This is a genomic window from Mesorhizobium sp. M0011 (genome assembly GCF_040324155.1).
Taxonomy (GTDB): domain Bacteria; phylum Pseudomonadota; class Alphaproteobacteria; order Rhizobiales; family Rhizobiaceae; genus Mesorhizobium.
Window position 1 is genome coordinate 102,045 of record NZ_JAMYVQ010000011.1, and the last position, 19,234, is coordinate 121,278.

Genomic DNA, 19,234 nt, shown 5'->3' on the forward strand with positions numbered 1-19,234 from the left:
GCGGCGCCAGCCCCCTCACCCAGCCTCCGCTTCGCTCGGCTGACCTCTCCCCGAGGGAGAGGAGATTGTCACCGCCGGCGCAAACCTCTTCTCCCCTCGGGGAGAAGGTGGCCGCGAAGCGGCCGGATGAGGGAGACTTGCCGTTAACTCTGACAGCGGCAACGCCACGCTACTCAGCCGCAACCAGCCTTTCCTCGGGGACCCCTTCCGGCATCGGTCCGCCATAGGCCCAGTCGAGCAGTTTTATCGTGTGCACCACCGGCAGCTTGGCGGCGGAAGCGATCTGGGTGATGCAGCCGATGTTGCCGGTGGCGACGATCGAAGCCCCCGTCGCCTCGATGTTTGTCACCTTGCGGTCGCGCAGTTTGGCCGAGATTTCGGACTGCAGGATGTTGTAGGTGCCGGCCGAACCGCAGCACAAATGCCCTTCGCGCGGCTCGCGCACGATGAAGCCGGCCTTGGCGAGCAGTTCCTTCGGCTGGCGGGTGATCTTCTGGCCGTGCTGCATCGAACAGGCCGAGTGATAGGCGACGACCGTGCCCGGCTTGCGCGCCGGTTCAGGCAGGTCGAAGGTCGAGAGATATTCGGTAATGTCCTTGGCCAGCGCCGAAACGCGCGCCGCCTTGTCGGCATAGGCCGGGTCGAGCCGCAGCATGAAGCCGTAGTCCTTGATCGTCGTGCCGCAGCCGGAGGCAGTGATGACGATGGCATCGAGCCCGCCTTGTTCGATGGCGCGCGTCCAGGCATCGACATTCTGCCTCGCAGAGGCAAGCGCGGCCTGCTCGCGCCCCATATGATGAACCAGCGCCCCGCAGCAGCCCTCGCCCGGTGGCACCACGACCTCGACACCGAGCCGCGTCAGCAGCGAAATCGTGGTGTCGTTGATGGCGGGATCGAGCACCGATTGCGCGCAGCCGGTGAGGATGGCGACGCGGCCTCTTTTGCTCCCCTGCCCGGCATGGATGCCAGGTGAAGCTATCGACGATGCTGTCGGGATCGAGGCCGGCGCGAGCTTGAGCATCGCACTCAGCGGCTTCAGCGCCGGAACCTTGTCGAACAAGCCCATAAACGGCTTGCCCAGCTTCGCCAGCTTGAGCGCGGCGCGAAAACGCTGGGGATAGGGCAGCACGAAGGCCAGCATGGCGCGGGTCAGGCGGTCGAGCAGCGGCCGCTTGTAGGTCTCCTGGATATGGGCGCGGGCATGGTCGACCAGATGCATGTAGTTGACGCCCGACGGGCAGGTGGTCATGCAGGCAAGGCACGACAGGCAGCGATCGATATGGGTGACGATCTCCTTGTCGGCCGGACGGCCGTTCTCCAGCATGTCCTTGATCAGGTAGATGCGCCCGCGCGGTGAATCGAGCTCGTTGCCAAGCGTCACATAGGTCGGGCAGGTAGCGGTGCAGAAGCCGCAATGCACGCATTTGCGCAGGATCTTTTCCGATTCCGCGACATGCGGATCGGCAAGCTGGGCAAGCGAAAAATTGGTCTGCATCGCTGACGTCCTAGGCCATTCGGCCGGGATTGAGGATATTCTTCGGGTCGAATTCCTGTTTCAGGCGCGCCGCTAGTGCGGCAAGCGCCGGCGGCTGCGGCTCGAACACCGGCACAGCAGCACGATGCGAAGGTGCGGCACGCACCAGCGTCGCATGGCCGCCGCCATGTTTCCTCAACAGCCCGCGCAGCAAAGCAGCTTCCGGATCGCCCTCTTCCATGCGCAGCCACACCAGCCCGCCCTGCCAGTCATAGAAGGCGCTGACGGCGGCCCGCATGCGCAGCGTCAGGACCATCTGGTGGCCCTCGCCCGGCGTCATCGACACGCGCCAGACCGGTTTCTCGCCGTTGTCGGCGAAAGGCCTGCAATCGCGCACATCGCGCCAGATCAGCCGTGAAGCCTCACCGGCAATCTCCTGCAGCGGCCCGGCCTTGCCGAGCAGCGTTTTCAGCGCGGTGATGCGGTAGGCGACTGACGGGCCAAAACCCTCGACACGCAGCAGCGTGGCAGCGTCGCTGCCGAGCGCGCTGCCAGCGACCCGTGCAGCGATGCGCTCCGGCAGGTGCGCGGCACTCGACACTTCCGCGCTTGAACCGAGCGCCAGGGCCATGGCGGCGGCAGCGGCATCGTCGAGCAAGCCACGGATGGCGAGCGTGACTTCGGTCTCGGCTGCCGGCAGCACCTTAAAGGTGACGTCGGTGAAGGCGGCCAGCGTGCCCCAGCTGTTGGCCATCAGCTTGGACATGTCATAGCCGGTGACGTTCTTGACCACGCGACCGCCCGACTTGAAGGCCTCGCCGCGCCCGGACACCACATTGATGCCCAGGATATGATCGCGCGCCGCGCCCGCCTTCAGCCGGCGCGGACCGGAGAGGTTCGCGGCGAGCACGCCGCCGATTGTGCCTTTGCCAGCTTCGCCGCCGAGCAGTGGGCCGTAGTCCATCGGCTCGAAGGCAAGCTGCTGGCCGTTTTCCGCCAGCAGCTTTTCGATCTCGGCCAGCGGTGTGCCGGCTTTTGCCGACAGCACCAGTTCAGCCGGTTCATAGAGCGTGACGCCGGTGAGCCTCGACAGGTCGAGCGTGTGTTCGGTTTGCAGCGGCCGGCCGATCCCACGCTTGGAGCCGTGGCCGAGGATTTCCAGCGGCGAGCCTTCCGCCGCTGCCCAGGCGACGGTGGAGGGGACTTCGGATGAGGTGGTCGGGGTGAAGGTGGTCATGGGCGACCCCTGTTCCTCGCCCAGCGAAGCGGGGAAGGCCACATCGGCCGCGTTTCTTCACACCCCCCTCTGTCCTGCCGGACATCTCCCCCGCAAGGGGGGAGATTGGCAGCTCGCACGACCGCGCCTTTCAAACCTTGGTGATTGGCGAAAGCCAAAACGACATCCAATCTCCCCCCTAGCGGGGGAGATGTCCGGCAGGACAGAGGGGGGTGTTCAAGCGCCGACATATCCCTCAAAACCTCGGAATGTCTGGGAACGGCAGTTTGCCGCCGGAAATGTGCATGCGGCCGAGTTCGGCGCATCGCCGCAGCTGCGGGAACACTTTTCCCGGGTTGAGAAGATGGTTGGGATCGAAGGCGCATTTGACCCGCATCTGCTGGTCGAGATCGATCTGGGTGAACATTTCCGGCATCAGGTCGCGTTTTTCCACGCCCACACCGTGTTCGCCGGTCAAGACGCCGCCGACCTTGACGCAGAGCCGCAATATGTCGGCGCCGAAGCTTTCGGCCTTGTCGAGTTCGCCCGGTACGTTGGCATCGTAGAGGATCAGCGGATGCAGATTGCCGTCGCCGGCATGAAAGACATTGGCGACGCCGAGACCGTATTTTTCCGACAGCTCGCGCATGCCGGCGAGCACGCGCGGCAGCTCCTTGCGCGGGATGGTGCCGTCCATGCAGTAGTAGTCGGGCGAGATGCGGCCAACGGCCGGAAACGCCGCCTTGCGGCCGGCCCAGAAGCTCAGCCGTTCCTGTTCCGACTGCGAAATGCGGCAGGTGGTCGAGCCGTTCTTGTAGGCGATCGCCTCGACCAGCCCGATCAGATGATCGACCTCGACGCCGGGGCCGTCGAGCTCGACGATCAGCAGCGCCTCGACATCGAGGGGATAGCCGGCATGAACGAAATCTTCCGCCGCATGGATCGCCGGCCGGTCCATCATCTCCATGCCGCCCGGGATGATGCCGGCGCCGATGATGTCGGCGACGCACTGGCCGCCCTGCTCGCTGGTCGGGAAGCCGATCAGCAGTGCACGTGCCGTCTCCGGCTTCTTCAGGATGCGCACGGTAATCTCGGTGACGACGCCGAGCAGCCCTTCGGAGCCGGTCATGACGCCGAGCAGGTCGTAGCCTTCCGCATCGAGATGACTGCCGCCCAGCCGCACCACTTCGCCATTCATCAGCACCATCTCGATGCCGAGCACATTGTTGGCGGTTAGGCCGTATTTCAGGCAGTGCACACCGCCGGAATTCTCCGCGACATTGCCGCCGATCGAGCAGGCGATCTGGGAGGATGGATCAGGGGCGTAGTAAAAGCCCTCCTGCTCGACGGCGGCGGTGATGCCGAGATTGGTGACGCCCGGCTGGGCAACGACGACGCGATTGGGGAAATCGATCCCGAGGATGCGGTTGAAGCGGCTCATGACCAAAAGCACCGCGTCCTCGAGCGGCAGTGCGCCGCCCGACAGCGAGGTGCCGGAGCCGCGCGGCACGATGCGGATGTTGCGGTCGTTGCAGTATTTCAGCACGCGCGAAACCTGCGCCACGGTTTGCGGCAGCACGACAACCAGCGGCAGCTGCCGATAGGCGGTCAGGCCGTCGCTCTCGAAGGCGCGCATGGAATTGGCGGCGTCGACGACGCCCTCACCCGGCACGATGATGCGCATGTCGGCGACGATCTCGTCGCGCCGGCGCATCGTGGCGTCGTCTGGTTTCGGCATGGCCAAGCCGGACATCAGCAGCCTCATTTCGCTTGACTGGTCAAAATCTTTTACCAGTGAAGCGCGTTGGGTGCAAATCCTGTGGCGGCGGGGAATCCGCTTCAAGGCTGAGGCAAGCTTCCTCAGCGGCAATCTGCCGCTCCCTCACCCTCCCCTTGTGGGGAGGGTCGCGAACGAAGCGAGCGGGGTGGGGGTCCGCGCGGCGCTCTACGAGGGACCACCACCCCGTCTCACGATCTTCGCTTCGCTGCGATCATGAGCCGACCCTCCCCACAAGGGGAGGGTGAGCAGATCTATTCGCCGGGCGGCTTGCCGGGCTCGGAATGCATCTTGCGCACGCGGCGTACGCCCCACCAGACCAGCAGGATGGCGACAGGCACCGAAGCCGCGGTAACGATCTCCGGCGCGAAGGCATGGCCGAAGATCGAGGCGCCCTTGGCGACATAGCCGACAAGGCCGACCACATAATAGGAAACGGCGGCGACCGAGAGCCCCTCGACGGTCTGCTGCAGGCGCAGTTGCAGGCGGGCGCGGTTGTTCATCGAGGCAAGCAGGTCGCGGTTCTGCTTCTCGACCTCGACATCGACCCAGGTGCGCAGCAGCGTCGTGGCGCGGGTCAGTTTTCGCGACAGGTTTTCCTGCCGCTCCTCGACCGAGCGGCAGGTGCGCATTGCGGGTGCCACACGGCGCTGCAGGAACCCGCGCCATGTGTCATAACCGGGCACAGCCTCTTCCTCGAGCGCCTCCAGCCGTTCGCCGACGATGCCGTCATAGGCGCGGCTGGCGCCGAAACGATAAAGGCTCGATGCCGCGTCCGCCTCCAGCTCCGCCGCAAGTTCGGTCAGATCGGCCAGCAAGGTCTGGCTGTCGCGTGTCCCGGCGACCTTCATCTCCAGCGTGGTCTGCGCCAGCCGGTCTTCGATGCGGCGGGCGCGGCCGGACAAGGTCAACGCCAGCGGCAGGCCGAGCATGGCCAGCGTCCGATAGGTTTCGATATCGATAAGCCGCTGCGACAACGCGCCGGTGCGCGCCGGGGTCAAGCCGCGATCGAGCAGCAGCATGCGGGTCAGGCCATCGCCATCCTGGCGAAAATCGGTGACGATGGCGGCGTTTCCGCGCTCGACCAGCGAGTAGCACAGGCTGGTCGGATCGAAACCGGCTATCAGCTGCTCGCTCGCTTGCGTCCATTTGCGGATTTCGAGCCTGATGCCGGAGATGCAGGTTCCCGGCGGCGAGAACCCGTTGCCGAACGGGGAGTCCTCCGGCGTCCTGCCGCTTTCGGAAAGCGGCCCTTCCCACAAATAGGTCGAGAATTCGGTGTGCCGCTCCCAGCGCAGCGAGCCCTTGCCCCATTTCATGGCATGGTGGCGGGCCTGGCGGTCGGGCGCGGCGATGCCGAGGCGCCGCGACAGTTCGGAAAGCACCGCGTGGTCGACGCCGGAGCCACCCTCCGTCATGAAGGCGAGTTGCATCAGGACGCGTGGCTTTTCGATCAGCGGATGCGGCCGGGCATGAACCTCGCCGAGTGCGCCGGGCCGCCCCTCATGCGCGGGAAAGCCCATGACGCTGCCCTTGGCGCGCGGCTGGAATTCGAGATCGGACGGGTCGTCTGACACGGCTTGTTCCCTGGGTTCCTTGAACCCTCTTGCACGTGCGTCCCTCTAGTGCCAATGGCCTTATGACGCAAACAGCAAAGTTAGCCGAAGATGATGGCATCAGGGCGAAAAATCGGCACGCTTTTGTCAATTGGATAAATAATTTGACCAGTTGGCGAGGCTGGCTCTATTCTGCGACACCGGTTCACCTTCCAGGCATTCTGTTGAGCGACATTTTTTCCAGGATCGAGCATTCGCGCACCGCCGACGAGGTGGTGCAGCAGATCGAGAGCCTCATCCTCGAAGGCGTGCTGCGCACCGGCGACCGGCTGCCGGGCGAGCGCGAGCTTGCACGCCAGTTCGACGTATCCCGGCCGATCCTGCGTGATGCGCTGAAGTCACTGGAAGGACGCGGCCTTTTGACGACAAGGCCCGGCGGCGGCACGCATGTCGCCGATGTCATCGGCCAGCTCTTCACCAAACCGGTGACGGACCTGATCTCGATGCACCGCAAGGCAGTGACCGATTATCTGGAATACCGCCGCGAGATCGAAGGGGTCGCGGCTGAATACGCGGCACGGCGCGCCACTGCGGACGACATGGCGCTGCTCGACAAGATCATGGCACGCATGGACGATGCGCACCGGACCGGCGACTTCGACGACGAAGCCGAGATCGATGTCGAGTTCCACCACGCGATCTGCGAATGCGCGCACAACATCATCCTTTTGCACACGCTGCGCTCCTGTTACCGGCTGTTGTCGGAGGGCGTGTTCCAGAACCGGCTGCTGGTGTTCAGCGTGCCCGGCGCGCGCGACGCCCTGCTCGCGCAGCACCGCGCGATCCATGCGGCGGTGAAGGCCGGCGACCCGGATGCTGCCCGGCAAGCGGCGATGGACCACATCACCTATGTCGAACGGTCGATGGCGGAGGCCGAGCGCAGCGGCGACTGGCAGCGCGTCTCGCGACTGAGGTTGAAACAGCGCGTCGACGCCACCGATACAGAACCAGCACGCAAACGCTCCTAGCTATCGAGACGGGAAGCCCATGAGCCAGATCCTGACCATCGCCGACCTCAAGGACCTCGCCCGCCGGCGCGTGCCGAAGATGTTCTTCGACTATGCCGATTCCGGTTCGTGGACCGAAGGCACGTATCGGGCCAACGAAGAGGATTTCCAGAAGATCAAATTCCGCCAGCGCGTTCTCGTCGACATGGACAACCGTTCGCTGGCATCGACGATGATCGGCGAAAAAGTGTCGATGCCGGTGGCATTGGCGCCAACCGGCATGACCGGCATGCAGCACGCCAATGGCGAGATGCTGGCGGCTCAGGCGGCGGAGGAATTCGGCGTGCCGTTTACCTTGTCGACGATGAGCATCTGCTCGATCGAGGATGTCGCCTCGGTAACCACGAAGCCGTTCTGGTTTCAGCTCTATGTGCTGCGTGACAAGGATTTCGTGCTCAACCTGATCGACAGGGCAAAGGCGGCGAAATGCTCGGCGCTCGTGCTGACGCTCGACCTGCAGATTCTCGGTCAGCGCCACAAGGACATCCGCAACGGGCTTTCGGCGCCACCCAAGCTGACGCTGACGAACATCGTCGACATGGCCATCCGCCCGCACTGGTGCGCCGCCATGGCCGGCACGAAGCGGCGAACCTTCCGCAACATTGTCGGCCACGCCAAGGGCGTCGGCAACATGGCCTCGCTGGCATCGTGGACGACGGAGCAGTTCGACCCGCATCTGTCGTGGAAGGACGTCGCCTGGATCAAGGAGCGCTGGGGCGGCAAGCTGATTCTCAAGGGCATTCTCGACAAGGAGGACGCGCTGATGGCGGCCAAGACCGGCGCCGACGCGATCATCGTTTCCAACCATGGCGGGCGCCAGCTCGACGGTGCGTCGTCGTCGATCGGTGTGCTGGAAGAGATTGCCGACGCGGTCGGCGACACGATCGAAGTGCATATGGATGGCGGCATCCGCTCCGGCCAGGATGTGCTGAAGGCGCTTTGCCTCGGTGCCAAGGGAACCTATATCGGCCGGCCATTTCTTTACGGCCTGGGTGCGCTTGGCAAGGAAGGGGTTACCAAAGCGTTGGAAATCATCCGCAAGGAGATGGACATCACGCTGGCGCTGTGCGGAAAGCGTCTTGTCACCGACATGGGCAAGGACCAGCTCCGGCGCCAGGTCCCGTGACCGCCTGACCACGGAGACACCGAAAAATTGGTAGAACCCGGCATCCATTTTCTCGACGCGCATGGGCCGGAAGGTGTGCGTCTCTATGCGATCGGCGACGTCCACGGCCGGCTCGACCTGCTGGCCGCCATGCATCGGCGCATCAGGGCCGAGATCGAGCAGCAGGCGCCTGCCGACTGGCGCGTCATCCATCTTGGCGACTATGTCGACCGCGGGCCGGACTCGAAGGACGTCATCGATTTCCTGATCGAAGCGCAAGAGCGCGACCCTCGTCACCTGATGCTGGCCGGCAACCACGACATCGGTTTTCTCGACTTTCTCAAGACCCCTGACCCGGAAGGGCTTTTCATCCGGTTCGGCGGCATCCAGACGGCACAGTCCTACGGCGTGGCGATCAGTGAAGGCACAAGCGTGTGGTTCGGCAAAGCCGAATCGGCCGTGCGCAAAGGACATCAGGCCCTGGTCGAGGCCGTGCCGCAAAGCCACATCGACTTCCTGCGATCGCTGCCGTTCTCCGCGATTTTCGGGGACTTCTTCTTCTGTCATGCCGGCATCAGGCCGGGTAATCCTCTGGAGAAGCAAAACCCACAGGACCTGATCTGGATCCGCGACGTCTTCCACAACCACACCGACCTCTATCCGAAGATCGTGGTGCACGGCCACACCCCGGTGCCGGAGGCGGAAGTGATGGCCAACCGCGTCAATGTCGACACGCTTGCCTGGCAATCAGGCATGCTGAGCGCGCTCGTCGTCGACGGCGCGGATAAACGCATCCTGACAATGACGATCAAGGAAGCTTGAGCGTCGCGCGTGGACGCGAAAGGCGCTTCCCGCCTTTAGCGCAGCGAGGCGGTGACGCCGTAACCGTCTACGGCGTTGTGGTTGTTGGCTGCGTCGGCGGCATAGATGCCGAGACCGCACAGCACGATGGCGGACAACATGGCAAAGGACAGAAGCGCTGCTTTCACGGAGGTCATCTCTTGTTGAGCTTTCTGCATCTGTGCACCAGGCGGTTACCAATGCGTTGAAACGGAGAATTCGCTTCAAAGTTTCGACGATTTTGCGCTTCTAGGCATGTTCTGTATCAACGGTGTGTCGCGCGGGTCACACAAAAGGTTCATGGCCGTTGCACAGAAGATGCAGAGCGCGCGCCTTCTAGGATGGCGGGCGGACATAAGCCAAGAATGAAACGGTTTTCCCCAGGCGGTTTCACCGCCGCGTGCCAATTATGTCACGCTGGAGGGTACGGAGAGACCAACGCTCAGATGGTTGCTACCCAGGCACGGGCAATGGCGAGGCCAGCGGCATCCGCATCGGGTCCGTTGCGGGCCATTTCGCCATCGAGCTTGCCGGCCCAGTCGGGATGGCGCGCGGCGATGGTCGGGGCAAAGGACGTGCTCCAGTCCTTGACCATCGGCCGGTCGGCCTCGAAGTGAAACTGGAAACCGTAGACGGCGCGTCCGACGCGAAACGCCTGGTTCTCGGCGACATCGTTGCCGGCGAGCCGCACGGCGGCCTCGGGCAGCACGAAGGTGTCGTCATGCCACTGGAAGATCGGGAATTTCTCCGGCAGCGCCCCCAGCACCGGATCGGCCTTGGCGTCCGCCGTCAGCGATACGCCGCGCCAACCGAACTCATTGGCGCCGCCGATGCGGTTTTCGCCGCCGAAGGCACGGGCGACGAGCTGGCTGCCGAGGCAGATGCCGAGCACGGCGCGATCCTTGTCGGCAAAATCGCGGGTCAGTTCGAGCAGCGCCGGGAAATAGGGGTACTCATCGTCGGCCAGCGCATTCTGGCCACCGCCGAGCACCACCATGGCATCATGCCCGGCCGCGTCATCCGGCAGGGGATCGCCCCTGTAAGGGAGACGCAGGTCGAGATCGGCACCCGCTTCCGCAAGTGCTGCGCCGACCTGGCCAAGGCCGGTATTGTCGTAGTTCTGGACCACCAGCACCCGCATCACAAAACCCTGCTGACATGAAAAAGATGCGACGAGCGATACCATGCCGCTCGCATTGCAGCCAAGATGCGTGTCCGGAGAGAAAACTATGCCACTGCAGAACCGGGTCGATCCGTTCGGTACCATCCACGCCGTGCCTGATCGCGGCCTGTTCACCGGCAATCGCGGCATCATCCACGACCCCGAGACGAAGACGCTCAAGAAAAAGCGCTGGGCGCTTCAGGCCTGGATCATCTGCGTCTGCCAATTCCGCAATGTGCGGCGCGAACCGATGGGCCGCAACCGGAAGGGCGGCAAAGCGGGCTGGACCGAGCTGTTCTTCCTCGACGAAGTAACGGCACTGGCGGCCGGGCATCGCCCCTGCTTCTTTTGCCAGCGCGAACGGGCCAGGGATTTCGTCGGCCGCTTCGGCGAAGCCTTCGGCATTGCCGAACCGCGTGCGCCGATGGTCGACAAGCGGCTGCACAAGGAGCGGCTGGCTTCGGGTGGCAGGCCGCCAGGGGTTGCTGTTGAAGACCTTGCCCGGCTGCCCGACGGCGCCATGGTCGCGGATGGCGCCACGGTTTATGCTTTGCGTCGGGGCAAGACGCTGCGCTGGTCGTTTGCCGGGTATGAGCATCCCGGCGATTTCGGCCTGCTCAACGGCAAGACACTCTCGCTGCTGACGCCGGCCACAACGCTCGCCGTGCTGCGGCATGGCTTTCGGCCGGTGTGGCATCCGACCGCCGAGGCTTGACGCCGGCAGCCGGCTCGCTCATTCCTCGGCGATGCGCGCCAATTACAAGATGCAACGTCTGTTCGTGCCCGACGATCTCGCGCCGGATGTAGAGTTCGAAGCCGGCCAACAGCAGAGCCACTATCTCCTGCATGTGCTGCGGCTTGGCGAAGGCGCCGAAATCCTGGTGTTCAATGGCCGCGACGGCGAGTGGTCGGCGGCCATCGCGGCGAAGACGAAAAGGTCGGTTCGATTGAAGGTGTCGGCGCTGCAGCGGCCGCAGCCGCCGCTGCCCGATCTCGTCTACTGCTTTGCGCCACTGAAGCAGGGCCGGCTCGACTATCTCGTGCAGAAGGCGGTCGAGATGGGCGCCGGCGTCCTGCAGCCGGTCATCACCCAGCACACGCAAGTGGCCAAGCCGTCGATCGATCGCCTGCGCGCCAATGTCGTCGAAGCCGCCGAACAATGCGGCATCTTGGCGGTACCTCAGGTGCACGAAGCCGAAAAATTCGACCGCCTGCTGATCGGCTGGGACACAGGGCGACGGCTGATCTTCTGCGATGAGGATGCTTCGACCAACAATCCGCTGGCCGCGCTGCAGGCGGTCAAGGAAAAGAAGCTTGGGCTGCTGGTCGGGCCGGAGGGTGGCTTTTCCGACGACGAGCGCAAGATGCTGCGCGCCCTGCCCTTCGTCACCGCCATTCCGCTCGGCCCACGCATCCTGCGCGCCGACACGGCGGCGGTGGCCGCGCTCGCGGTGATGCAGGCGACAGTCGGAGACTGGTGAAACGTCATCTCTTGCAAGGGACGGTGAGCGCGGTAAGGTTCAATTCCTGTTGACCTGTGGCTCAGGATTTTTCGCTTGATCGGCTACTGACATTTCGTCCATTTAGCGCCGGCGGTTCTCCAACCGCCTCTGAGGGCTTGATCATGGCGCGCGACACAACCGATTTCCGGCCCATCGAAGGCATCGACGAACTCGTCGAGCATCTGGCCGAAGGCAACAAGCCGCGCGACAAATGGCGCATCGGCACCGAGCACGAGAAATTCCCGTTCTATGTCGACGGCAATGCACCGGTCCCCTATGGCGGCGAGCGCGGCATCCGCGCCATTCTCGAAGGCATGCAGTCAAAGCTCGGCTGGGACCCGATCGTCGATGACGGCCGCATCATTGGCTTGGTCGAACCGACCGGTCAGGGAGCGATTTCGCTGGAACCCGGCGGCCAGTTCGAACTTTCCGGCGCACCGCTGGAGACGATCCACCAGACCTGCCGGGAGGGCAACGCCCATCTGGCGCAGGTGCGCGAGATCGCCGAGCCGATGGGCATCCGCTTCCTCGGCCTCGGCGGCAGCCCGAAATGGTCGCTGGCCGAGACGCCGAAAATGCCGAAATCGCGCTACGAGATCATGACGCGCTACATGCCCAAGGTCGGTACCAAGGGCCTCGACATGATGTACCGCACCTGCACGATCCAGGTGAATCTCGACTTCGAGAGCGAGGCCGACATGCGCCGCAAGATGCAGGTGTCGCTGAAGCTGCAGCCGCTGTCGACGGCATTGTTCGCCAATTCGCCTTTCACCGAAAGCCACCCGAACGGTCTGCAGAGCTGGCGCGGCGACATCTGGCGCGACACCGACAACCAGCGCTCGGGCCTGCTCGAATTCTGCTTCTCGCCCGATTTCGGCTTTGCCGACTATGTCGAATGGGCGCTCGACGTGCCGATGTATTTCGTCATCCGGGACGACCGCTATCACGACATGACCCACATCACCTTCCGCCAGTTCATGGCCGGGGCCGCGCGCAATGAAGTGCCGGACGGGCTGCCGACAATGGGCGACTGGGCGAACCATCTGTCAACGCTGTTCCCGGACGTGCGGCTGAAGCGCTTCCTCGAGATGCGCGGCGCCGATGGCGGGCCATGGCGGCGCATCTGCGCGCTGCCGGCCTTCTGGGTCGGATTGCTTTATGATGAGGCCGCACTCGATGCCGCCGAGGCGCTGACCTCGAGCTGGACGTATGAAGAAACGCTGGCGATGCGCAACGCGGTGCCGGAACAAGGCATTTCCGCACCGTTCCGCAACACCACGCTGCGCGAGATCGCGCGTGACGTGATGGTCATTTCCCGCATGGGCCTGAAGAACCGTGGCAAGAAGAACCGCGACGGCTACGACGAGACCTCCTTCCTCAACACGTTGGACGAAGTCGTGGCGCGCGGCACCACCAGCGCCGAGGAGATGCTGTCGGCCTACCACACGCGCTGGGGCGGCTCGATCGAGCCGGTTTTCATGGAATACGCCTATTAACCCTCGGATTTGGCAAAGCTGACCGGCCGGCAAAAGTCGCTTCAATCGGAAGTGGAAACAAACTAGGCTTCTTCGGCGAGGATTTCCGGAGGAGAGACCAATGCCTTCCTTGTTCGACATGCTGACGCAGGCCCAGAACGGCAACGGCATGCAGGCCCTTGCCCAGCAATACGGGCTCTCGATGCAGCAGACGCAAGCGGCGGTCGCCGCGTTGCTGCCGGCCTTTTCGCAAGGGCTGCAGCGCAACACCGCCGACCCTTACGGGCTCGGCGCCTTCATGACGGCGATGGCCAGCGGCCAGCACGCCAAGTATTTCGAGGACGCAACCCGGGCCTTCTCGCCGCAGGGAGTCGATGAGGGCAACGGCATTCTCGGGCACCTGTTCGGCTCGAAAGACCTGTCTCGCGCCGTGGCCAGCCAGGCGGCGCAAGCCAGCGGCGTCAATCAGCAGATCCTGCAGCAGATGCTGCCGGCGATCGCCTCGATGGTCATGGGCGGGCTGTTCAAGCAGACGACAAATCAGATGCAGGCCGCCGGCGGTTTTGGCGGCGGCGGCAACAATCCGCTCGGCGAGATCATCGAGCAGATGATGCGCCAAGGCGGCGCCATGCAGGCCCCGGCGCCGCAGCCGCGCCAGGCGCCGCAGCCCCAGAATCCAATCGACAATCCGCTCGGCAAGGTGTTGCAGGACATGTTCGGCGGCGGTGCGCCTCAGCCACAGCCGCAAAGCCAGCCGCAGCCGCAGCCTAATCCCTACGGCGACAATCCGCTCGGCAAGGTGCTGCAGGACATGTTCGGCGGTGGCGCGCCTCAGCCTCAGCCGCAGCCGCAAGGGCGGGCGCAGCCGCAGCAGCAGACACAAAGCCCCTACGGAGACAATCCGCTGGGGAAAATCTTCGAGGAGATGCTGCGGCAAGGTGGCGGTGGCTTAGGCGGCATCCCTGGCGGACAGCCGGCGCCGCAACAGCCTCAAGCGCCCCCGCAGCAGCGTCAGGCACCGCAGCCACAGCCCAATCCGAGCGGCCGGCCAACGAATCCGTTCGACGACCTGTTCGGCAAGATGTTCGAGACCGGCGCCCAGCAGCGTGACGATTACCAGAAGGGCGTGGAAACGATCTTCGACCAGTTCAAGCGGGATATGGACCGACGGTAGGCGGTCTTCGCTGAGGTAGAAAGAGAAAAGCCCGGTCCTGGGAGGACCGGGCAGAGTGCAGGCGGGCCGGGGGGATCCGGCAGGGAGTGGGAGCCTGCATACTCGTCAGTCGCGTCGAGCCCCGAGAAGGTTCGCGGCAACCCAAACAACAAGCATCAGATCAGGCCACCTTGCGGGCGATGTCCTCGATTGTTTCGACGCGATCGCTGGCGATTTCGCGCAGCATCGCCGTCGGGTCGCGGCCAAACGGCACGTCGATGGCGACGTGCAGGTCGGCGCGCGTCAGGCCGATATCGGCGAGTTCGGCGTCCGACATCTCGCCAAGGCGATAAAAGGCGCGGCGGTTTTTCCAGGCGCGATAGATGTTGGAGACGGTGTTGGCCACGCGAGTCGCAACGGCCGGACGCGAGGTGATGCGCGAGGTCTCGGTGGCGAAATCGAACGTGGTCATTGTCGGTCTCCTTCAGACTCGAACGGGCAAAGCCTTGCTATCGGCGCTGGCGACAGCGGCCGTTCCGGCTTCGATTCACATGCCTTCATGTGGACAATACCAATTTGCCATCGAGTGATTGATTAATCCAACGAATGTTTCTAATCTTTACCATCAACACCAGTGATGGATCATGTCGATGAAATCGCCGCTCGATCTCGATCAATTGCAGACCTTCATCTCGATCGCCGATACCGGCAGCTTCACCAGGGCGGCCGAAGAGGTGCACCGGACCCAGTCGGCGGTTTCGATGCAGATGCGCCGGCTGGAGGAGCGGCTCGGCAAGCCGCTGTTCGAAAAGGACGGGCGCACCAACAGATTGACCGAGGAAGGCGACAAGCTGCTCTCCTATGCGCGGCGGCTGCTCTATCTCAACCGCGAAACGCTGGCCGCCTTCGACGACCGGCGGCTCGAAGGCACGATCCGCATCGGCACGCCCGACGACTATGCCGATCGTTTCCTGCCCGAGATCATGGCGCGGTTCACGCGCTCCAATCCGCGCGTCGAACTGACCGTCATCTGCGAGCCGACGCCGGGGCTGGTCGAGCATATCAAGCGCGGCAATCTCGACCTCGCGCTGGTGACTCACAACGACGTACGCGGCCAGTCGGAGGTGGTGCGGCGCGAACCGCTGCTGTGGGTCACCTCGGCGAACCATGCAACGCATGAGCAGGAAACGCTGCCGATGGCCTTTGGCCGGCCGAACTGCATCTGGCGGCGCGCCGCCGTCGATGTGCTCGACCAGCAGAACCGCGACTATCGCATCCTGTTCACCAGTTTCTCGGCCACCGTCATCACCGCCGCGGTGCTTTCCGGGCTGGCGATCTCGGTGCTGCCGGAATGCGCGCTGCGGCCCGGCATGCGGGTGCTGAGCGAAGCCGACGGCTTCGGCGCCCTGCCCGACTGCCGCATCGGTATCATGCGCGGCCAGACGTCGCGGCCGGAGATCGTCGATGCGCTCGCCCGCCATATTTCGGAAAGCCTGGACAATATCTCCGTCCCGGTCGGCGAAGACCCCGGGACATTCGATTTCGCAGCACTGGCCTTCACCAAGCTGCGGCGGACCAAGCCGAACCAGATTCTGCCCGGCTGGTAGGCAGGGTCAGGTATGCGGGTGATGAACGGCTGGCCCGACGCAACCGCCTTGACGCCGGCGCCCAACCGTTCCCCAATTGGCCGATGAGCGAAGCAGCATCCGAATCACGCACCAACGCCGCCGAATATACGGTGAGCGAGATTTCCGGCGCGCTGAAGCGCACGGTCGAGGACGTTTTCGGCAATGTGCGGGTGCGTGGCGAAATATCAGGCTATCGCGGGCCGCATTCCTCAGGTCATGCCTATTTCGCGCTGAAGGACGACCGCGCCCGGCTCGACGCCGTGGTGTGGAAAGGCACGATGAGCCGGCTGAAATTCCGTCCCGAAGAGGGCATGGAGGTGATCGCCACCGGTAAGCTCACCACCTATCCCGGCAAGTCCAACTACCAGATCGTCATCGACAATCTGGAGCCTGCCGGCGCCGGCGCGCTGATGGCGCTGCTGGAGGAGCGCAAGCGGCGGCTACAGGCCGAGGGTCTGTTCGACACCGGCCGCAAGCGGTTGCTGCCATTCATGCCGCGCATCATCGGCGTCGTCACCTCGCCGACAGGGTCCGTCATCCGCGACATCATCCACCGCATCAAGGACCGCTTTCCGCTGCACATCCTGGTCTGGCCGGTGCGTGTTCAGGGCGAGACGTCAGGCACGGAAGTGACTGCTGCGGTCAACGGCTTCAACGCGCTGGCATGGGATGGCGCCGTCCAGCGTCCCGATCTGTTGATCGTGGCGCGTGGCGGCGGCAGCCTCGAAGACCTCTGGGGCTTCAACGACGAGGCGCTCGCCCGCGCGGTTGCTGCTTCCGGCATTCCGGTGATCTCGGCTGTCGGCCACGAGACCGACTGGACGCTGATCGATCTCGTTGCCGATGTGCGGGCGCCGACACCAACGGGTGCAGCCGAAATCGCCGTGCCGGTGAAGGCCGATCTCGAAGCAACGCTTGCCAGCCTCGGTGCACGGCTGAAAGCGGCGGTCCTGCGCAATTTCGAGCGCAAAGGGCAGGCTGCCCGTGCCGCCGCCCGGGCTCTGCCCTCGCCCGATCAATTGCTGGCGCTGCCGCGCCGACGCCTCGATGAGGCGACATCCAGGCTCGGCCGGGGCCTGTTGGTCTCCACCGAACGCAAGCGTGCAAGGTTTTTTGCCGTAAAGCTGACACCGGCAATGCTGTCGCAGCGCATTGCCGAGGCGCGGCGCACCAACGAACGCAATCTTTTGCGAGCACAAGGGGCATTGCGCACGTTGGCAAGAGCCCGGCGTGCGGAGCTTAACCGAGCGGCGGATCAATTGCCAAAATGTGCCAGGGCATCGCTGCAGCGGCACAAGCAGCAACTGGCCATGCTGCAAGGCCGCATCACGATCGAGCCGACGGCACGGCGGCAACGCGTGCAGAGGGATTTGCTGACAGCTTTGACAAGACGCGGCACGCAAGCAGTGGTGCTCAGGCTGGAGCGTTTGCGCGGCCGTGTCGTCCAGGCCGACAGGCTGATGGCAACACTGTCGCACAAGGCCGTCCTGGCGCGCGGCTTTGCGCTGGTGAGGGATGCGGATGGCGCGGTGATCAAGCAGGCTGCCGATGTGGCGTCGGGAATGGCGCTTTCGCTCGAGTTCGCCGACGGCGTCGCCGATGCGGTGGCGATCACCGGCACGGCAAAACCGAAAGCCGTAGCCAAGCCGGCGGCCAAGGCCAAAGAGCCCGGCAATCAGGGATCCCTGTTCTGACACCATGACCAACAATCCGCATCATCTGACAACGCCCTCAGGCAAACCGCGCGCGCGAAATTTCGGCATCGGCTTCGACGGGCGGCCCGGACCGTTTAACGCGATCACCGATGTGCCCGGCGTCGCGGTCGGTTATGCGACGCTGATTTCGGGCGATGGCGCGCTTGTCGTCGGCGAGGGACCGGTGCGCACCGGCGTGACCGCGATCCTGCCCAGACCGCTGGCGGATCTCGCCACCCCGGTCTTCGCCGGCATCTTCAGCCAGAACGGAAACGGCGAACTGACCGGCTCGCACATCGTCGAGGAAACCGGCGCTTTCAACTTCCCGATCACCATCGCCAACACGCATTCCTGCGGTGTTTCGCGCGACGGCACGCTGCGCTGGATGCAAAGCGTGCTGCCGGCGGCACTCGACAGCGGCTGGGGGCTGCCGGTGGCGGCGGAGACCTATGACGGCTTCCTCAACGACATCAACGGTCACCATTTGACGTCAGCGCATGTTGCGCAGGCCCTCGACGGCGCCGCCGGCGGACCGATCGAGGAAGGCAGCGTCGGCGGCGGTACCGGCATGATCACTTTCGGCTTCAAGGCCGGCTCCGGCACCGCATCGCGCATCGTCGAATGGCACGGCCGTGCCTACACCGTCGGCGCCTTCGTGCAGTCTAATTTTGGAAAACGGCGCAATATCACCATTCGCGGCCTGCGCGTCGGGCCGGAACTCGTCGAGCCGGCGGTCCGCGAAGGCACACCGCGTGCTGAAAAGGGCTCGATCATTGCCGTCGTCGCCACCGACGCACCGTTCCTGCCGCATCAGATGAAGCGGCTGGCCCGCCGGGTGCCGCTCGGCGTCGCCATGACCGGCGGCTTCGGCTATCACAGCTCAGGCGACATTTTTATCGCCTTCTCAACCGCCAATGCGAGCGCGGCGCTGGCGCCCTCCGGCCGCACCGCCAGCGCCGATTTTATTCCGGACACCGATATCGATCCGTTTTTCGATGCGGTGATCCAGACCGTCGAGGAAGCAATCCTCAACGCGCTGGTTGCCAATGACGATATGACCGGACGCGACGGAAATTTCGTGCCGGCGCTGCCGAAGGCGTGGCTGAAGGAAAAGTTTGGCTGAAGACAAAAACGCGGGCCAGAAGCCCGCGCTATGCGATCATTCCGCGGCTTTTCTGGGGGGCTGCTGGCTTTCCTCGGCCTCGGCGGCTTCCTCAAGCCGGGATGCGATAAGTTCCTGGATATCGCCGACTTCTTCCTGGATGTCCTCCAGCGGGATGCCGACCTCGGCCGCCTCGGCAGCGCACTCCTTGGCCAGGGTTTCGGCCTGCTTGTCGATCCTTGCCTGGGAGGACTGGCAATGGACCTTTTCGCCGATCCATCCCCGCAAGAATTCGATGGCGTGTTCACTCATACTGCTGTTCCCTGGCGGCAAAGCCGGTTGGTAATCATAAACGTCGACATCCCGCAAAGGATGCATGTCCCCATTCCAGCCGAGTCGCGACCAGCCGGCAAGCCAATGCCGTCCAAGGTCCACAGAGCCATAGGAAATCGAGGGGTCAAGAGCATTTTCTGATTCTGGAGG

At 64.2% G+C, this 19,234-nt stretch carries 18 protein-coding genes; 10 read left to right on the forward strand and 8 right to left on the reverse strand.

The window, feature by feature from the left end; translation table 11 throughout:
- Positions 1 to 169 precede the first annotated feature (169 nt).
- The 4 genes from glcF to NKK51_RS14950 all read right to left on the reverse strand — a co-directional run bounded on the left by glcF (position 170) and on the right by NKK51_RS14950 (position 6,044).
- Positions 170 to 1,495, reverse strand: a complete 1,326-nt coding sequence (gene glcF, locus NKK51_RS14935) for a glycolate oxidase subunit GlcF (RefSeq protein ID WP_023809025.1) — start codon at positions 1,493 to 1,495, stop codon at positions 170 to 172.
- Positions 1,496 to 1,505: 10 nt separating this feature from the next.
- Positions 1,506 to 2,711 carry an FAD-binding protein gene (locus NKK51_RS14940; RefSeq protein ID WP_352553596.1) on the reverse strand — a complete coding sequence of 402 codons (1,206 nt, stop codon included), beginning with the start codon at positions 2,709 to 2,711 and terminating at the stop codon, positions 1,506 to 1,508.
- A 235-nt stretch (positions 2,712 to 2,946) separates the two neighbouring features.
- Complete coding sequence (locus NKK51_RS14945; RefSeq protein ID WP_352553598.1) at positions 2,947 to 4,443, reverse strand: FAD-linked oxidase C-terminal domain-containing protein; 1,497 nt, start codon at positions 4,441 to 4,443, stop codon at positions 2,947 to 2,949.
- 278 nt (positions 4,444 to 4,721) lie between these two features.
- Positions 4,722 to 6,044 (reverse strand): DUF3422 family protein, encoded by a 1,323-nt coding sequence (locus NKK51_RS14950; RefSeq protein ID WP_352553600.1) that lies wholly within the window; start codon positions 6,042 to 6,044, stop codon positions 4,722 to 4,724.
- 203 nt (positions 6,045 to 6,247) lie between these two features.
- Between NKK51_RS14950 and NKK51_RS14955 the strand changes: the two genes are divergently transcribed.
- The 3 genes from NKK51_RS14955 to NKK51_RS14965 are packed head-to-tail and all read left to right on the forward strand — an operon-like array spanning position 6,248 to position 9,017.
- A complete protein-coding gene (locus NKK51_RS14955; protein ID WP_352553602.1) occupies positions 6,248 to 7,051 on the forward strand; it encodes an FCD domain-containing protein in 804 nt (267 codons plus the stop codon).
- Positions 7,052 to 7,070: 19 nt separating this feature from the next.
- Positions 7,071 to 8,216 (forward strand): alpha-hydroxy acid oxidase, encoded by a 1,146-nt coding sequence (locus tag NKK51_RS14960; protein ID WP_127292760.1) that lies wholly within the window; start codon positions 7,071 to 7,073, stop codon positions 8,214 to 8,216.
- A gap of 27 nt (positions 8,217 to 8,243) precedes the next feature.
- Entirely contained in the window at positions 8,244 to 9,017 is a 774-nt protein-coding gene (locus NKK51_RS14965; protein ID WP_352553604.1) for a metallophosphoesterase family protein, read from the forward strand.
- A 35-nt stretch (positions 9,018 to 9,052) separates the two neighbouring features.
- Here the strand turns inward: NKK51_RS14965 and NKK51_RS14970 are convergent, their stop codons facing one another.
- Positions 9,053 to 9,184, reverse strand: a complete 132-nt coding sequence (locus tag NKK51_RS14970) for a hypothetical protein (RefSeq protein ID WP_013893872.1) — start codon at positions 9,182 to 9,184, stop codon at positions 9,053 to 9,055.
- A gap of 293 nt (positions 9,185 to 9,477) precedes the next feature.
- A complete protein-coding gene (locus NKK51_RS14975; protein WP_127292765.1) occupies positions 9,478 to 10,176 on the reverse strand; it encodes a type 1 glutamine amidotransferase in 699 nt (232 codons plus the stop codon).
- 88 nt (positions 10,177 to 10,264) lie between these two features.
- Here NKK51_RS14975 and NKK51_RS14980 point away from each other — a divergent pair, with 88 nt between their 5' ends.
- The 4 genes from NKK51_RS14980 (at position 10,265) to NKK51_RS14995 (ending at position 14,348) form a co-directional block, all read left to right on the forward strand.
- Positions 10,265 to 10,912, forward strand: coding sequence for a hypothetical protein (locus tag NKK51_RS14980; RefSeq protein ID WP_352553606.1), 648 nt, complete (start codon positions 10,265 to 10,267; stop codon positions 10,910 to 10,912).
- A gap of 31 nt (positions 10,913 to 10,943) precedes the next feature.
- Positions 10,944 to 11,678, forward strand: coding sequence for a 16S rRNA (uracil(1498)-N(3))-methyltransferase (locus tag NKK51_RS14985; RefSeq protein WP_352553607.1), 735 nt, complete (start codon positions 10,944 to 10,946; stop codon positions 11,676 to 11,678).
- Between the two features lie 143 nt (positions 11,679 to 11,821).
- Complete coding sequence (locus NKK51_RS14990; RefSeq protein ID WP_127292773.1) at positions 11,822 to 13,195, forward strand: glutamate--cysteine ligase; 1,374 nt, start codon at positions 11,822 to 11,824, stop codon at positions 13,193 to 13,195.
- A gap of 100 nt (positions 13,196 to 13,295) precedes the next feature.
- Complete coding sequence (locus NKK51_RS14995) at positions 13,296 to 14,348, forward strand: DUF937 domain-containing protein (RefSeq protein ID WP_352553609.1); 1,053 nt, start codon at positions 13,296 to 13,298, stop codon at positions 14,346 to 14,348.
- 160 nt (positions 14,349 to 14,508) lie between these two features.
- Here NKK51_RS14995 and NKK51_RS15000 read toward each other — a convergent pair whose 3' ends face one another.
- On the reverse strand, positions 14,509 to 14,799 hold the full coding sequence (locus tag NKK51_RS15000; protein WP_127254768.1) for a DUF1127 domain-containing protein: 291 nt from the start codon (positions 14,797 to 14,799) through the stop codon (positions 14,509 to 14,511).
- Positions 14,800 to 14,977: 178 nt separating this feature from the next.
- Between NKK51_RS15000 and NKK51_RS15005 the strand changes: the two genes are divergently transcribed.
- The 3 genes from NKK51_RS15005 to NKK51_RS15015 all read left to right on the forward strand — a co-directional run bounded on the left by NKK51_RS15005 (position 14,978) and on the right by NKK51_RS15015 (position 18,772).
- A complete protein-coding gene (locus tag NKK51_RS15005) occupies positions 14,978 to 15,934 on the forward strand; it encodes a LysR substrate-binding domain-containing protein (protein WP_027035580.1) in 957 nt (318 codons plus the stop codon).
- An 83-nt stretch (positions 15,935 to 16,017) separates the two neighbouring features.
- Positions 16,018 to 17,649, forward strand: coding sequence for an exodeoxyribonuclease VII large subunit (xseA, locus tag NKK51_RS15010; RefSeq protein ID WP_352553611.1), 1,632 nt, complete (start codon positions 16,018 to 16,020; stop codon positions 17,647 to 17,649).
- Positions 17,650 to 17,653: 4 nt separating this feature from the next.
- On the forward strand, positions 17,654 to 18,772 hold the full coding sequence (locus tag NKK51_RS15015) for a DmpA family aminopeptidase (protein WP_352553613.1): 1,119 nt from the start codon (positions 17,654 to 17,656) through the stop codon (positions 18,770 to 18,772).
- Positions 18,773 to 18,808: 36 nt separating this feature from the next.
- On the opposite strand, the gene NKK51_RS15020 is transcribed toward NKK51_RS15015, so the two are convergent.
- Positions 18,809 to 19,129, reverse strand: a complete 321-nt coding sequence (locus NKK51_RS15020; protein WP_352553615.1) for a hypothetical protein — start codon at positions 19,127 to 19,129, stop codon at positions 18,809 to 18,811.
- Positions 19,130 to 19,234 lie beyond the last annotated feature (105 nt).